The 2,571-nt window shown below is 41.0% G+C and carries 3 protein-coding genes; all 3 read right to left on the reverse strand.

The genetic code is table 11. From position 1 onward, the window contains the following. Positions 1-133: 133 nt before the first annotated feature. The 3 genes from ACSHX2_RS15275 to ACSHX2_RS15285 all read right to left on the reverse strand — a co-directional run bounded on the left by ACSHX2_RS15275 (position 134) and on the right by ACSHX2_RS15285 (position 2,484). Complete coding sequence (locus tag ACSHX2_RS15275; protein WP_435693823.1) at positions 134-565, reverse strand: hypothetical protein; 432 nt, start codon at positions 563-565, stop codon at positions 134-136. A 564-nt stretch (positions 566-1,129) separates the two neighbouring features. Next, positions 1,130-1,558 (reverse strand): hypothetical protein, encoded by a 429-nt coding sequence (locus tag ACSHX2_RS15280; RefSeq protein WP_435693787.1) that lies wholly within the window; start codon positions 1,556-1,558, stop codon positions 1,130-1,132. A 179-nt stretch (positions 1,559-1,737) separates the two neighbouring features. Continuing rightward, entirely contained in the window at positions 1,738-2,484 is a 747-nt protein-coding gene (locus tag ACSHX2_RS15285) for an SMI1/KNR4 family protein (protein ID WP_435693824.1), read from the reverse strand. Between the last annotated feature and the right edge of the window lie 87 nt (positions 2,485-2,571).

Here is a 2,571-nt window from a genome sequence, read left to right on the forward strand (position 1 = left end):
CGACAAGTAAACTGAAGGATCTACATCCTAAAATCTTCAGATTCACGCTAACGTAAAGCACACCAACCGAGTACTCGGCCAGAAAGCTTTGGATTAAGATTTAAGTTTGAATGTAGTGAAAGGTAAGTCGCGCTCAACCGCGGTACGAGGTTGGGTGCAGCGTCTTGTTATGCAACTTGATTTTGGAGATGTACTCACAATTAGTGTTTAAGCCAAATTTATCTGTGTTCTGTTCACAATATTCTACAATTTTATTTATCAATGGTATTGCAGACTGATCGACATTCAAAATCGTTACTTGGCACATCAAGGAGCAAAGAAGCCCATAAGGAAAATTATACTCTTCATCGATGACTTCATCTCCTCGTAGATATTCTAACGCTGCATCCAAGTAGTAGAGTAATCCTGGACATTTCATGTATGTAAAATCTTCGAATGGTGCCGTGCTTTGAAATAGTTGAATCGCTTGATTTTTTGAGACTCCTAGAAAATTCTTGAGCATCCATTCAGTGTCTAAACAATACGGTTTTTCTCCTGCGAGTTCTTTTTCTGAAGGGATTTTCATATTTAGCATAACGTAAAGCACACCAACCGAGTACTCGACCAGAAAGCTTTGGATTTAGATTTAAGTTTGGATGTAGTAAAAGGTGAGTCGCGCTCAACCGCGGTACGAGGTTGGGTGCAGCGTCTTGTTAGGCAAGTCAGTTTTGGAGGCTAGTCGGCTAAGCTGTATAATCTCAAAGCAAGTATGGACAACGCAACCAAGCAGGCAAACCAAGCTATATACTTTTCATGCCTAGTCTTGTAGCAGAGTAGTAGTACAAGTGCCCACAAGCACTGAATGGAGCTCAAAATAAGAGAATGTGTTAATTGAACTTTTAATTCTGAGCTCAGGTTCACTCCTGATAGAGGCGAAAACATCAGAGCAATGATAATGGTAAGAACCAAATAAGCAGTGGATTTGTCTTTGCTTGTAGTTTCAGAGCTCATGTATTTAGCCTAACGTAAAGCACACCAACCGAGTACTCGGCCAGAAAGCTTTGGATTAAGGTTTAAGTGTGAATGTAGTGAAAGGTGAGTCGCGCTCAACCGCGGTACGAGGTTGGGTGCAGCGTCTTGTTCTCCAAAGTTAATTTTGTAGTTTCAGAGTTCGATTGTTGAATCTAGTTCCATACCAATTCCTCATCTGAAGGTATAAAGAATGATCTGGAGTAATTGCATCGGAATATATCATCGGAGGATTAGGGTCACGGAGTAGTTGTGGAAGCTCTGAGAAATGGTCATCAGTAAATTTAGCTCTTCTAAGTGCTGCGTATGATTCTGACATAGGTTGTTTATCTTCGAGTCCAATAGGTAAAAGAAGCCCTCCGTGACCATAAACTAAGTATTTGTGTTCAGACTGTAGTAGCTGAATAGCGTCTTGATCTGGATCTCTCTGTGATAGACCAATGGCTAATCCCTTGTATGTACTATCTGTCATTCCTGAAAGATCAGGCTTGGAAATAGTACATGACGTCGCGATGGCAAAGAGTGGGAATATTAGAAACCGGCGTGTCATTTTAGGAGAACGTAAAGCACACCAATCACCGAACTCTCAGCGCGCTTTGTTTTTGGGTTAATGTTTGGATTGTGAAATTGGCTCGCATCTCGGCGGTGAGGGGATTGGGTGCAGCGTCTTGTTCTACAGAGGCAGTTTATGTGCGTAGTTTCGGTCAGGGAGTATCAGGAGCTTATGAGCTAATTACCTGAGCAATGTTCTTTTAGCTCTACGATGTGTTTAATCCATGGGGAATCAACCTCTAAAACACTCTGTCCCTTCTCGTTAAGTTCATTCACGTCAGCGCCAAGATCTAGCAAAGTCTTGATTATGACGCGATTAGTGAAACCTTTAAGAGTGCTATGAAGTGCGCCTTTCGTATTGGGCTTATACTTAGCCAAGAATTCGACAGCTTCAGTTTTACCTAGCCATGACGAGTATTGAACGAGTGACATACCTGCCATAGCTTCAGTATCTACGGCTAACTCACCTGAATCTAACATCCTCGCTAAAATGTCGAACTTCATATCATCAATTAAGTCTGTAGGATCAGAACTATCTGAGCAGGGTGAAAAATATTTTCGGGTAAATTCTTCGATTCCTGAGGATAGCTTTGAGCCATCAATGTGGATTGAACCATCATTCAAATCTAGTAGAATGAAATCTTGGTTAAGGTTTTCACCGATGGGTAAAAGGTGTTTTGGAATCTCTGAACGGGAGTCATCCCAGTTTAGTTCTAAATCGTTAGGGCCGTCATATATCCCAAACATGACTTTAAAATTTTCGTCACCTTCTTCATTAGGTATTCCTCCGTTTTCACGAAGTAAGAAGTCTTTGTAATCAGTGGGTAAACAGAAACCAATTGAATGCTCTAGCTTAGAAATTTGAGATTCAGATGCATCTCCAAAATGATTGTTAATGTATCGTATGTGTGAGGAGCTCGTCATTATTTAGTAGAACGTAAAGCACACCAACCGAGTACTCGACCAGAAAGCTTTGGATTAAGATTTAAGTGTGAATGTAGTGAAAGGTGA

It is taken from the genome of Rubritalea sp., from assembly GCF_051252225.1.
Taxonomy (GTDB): Bacteria; Verrucomicrobiota; Verrucomicrobiia; order Verrucomicrobiales; family Akkermansiaceae; genus Rubritalea.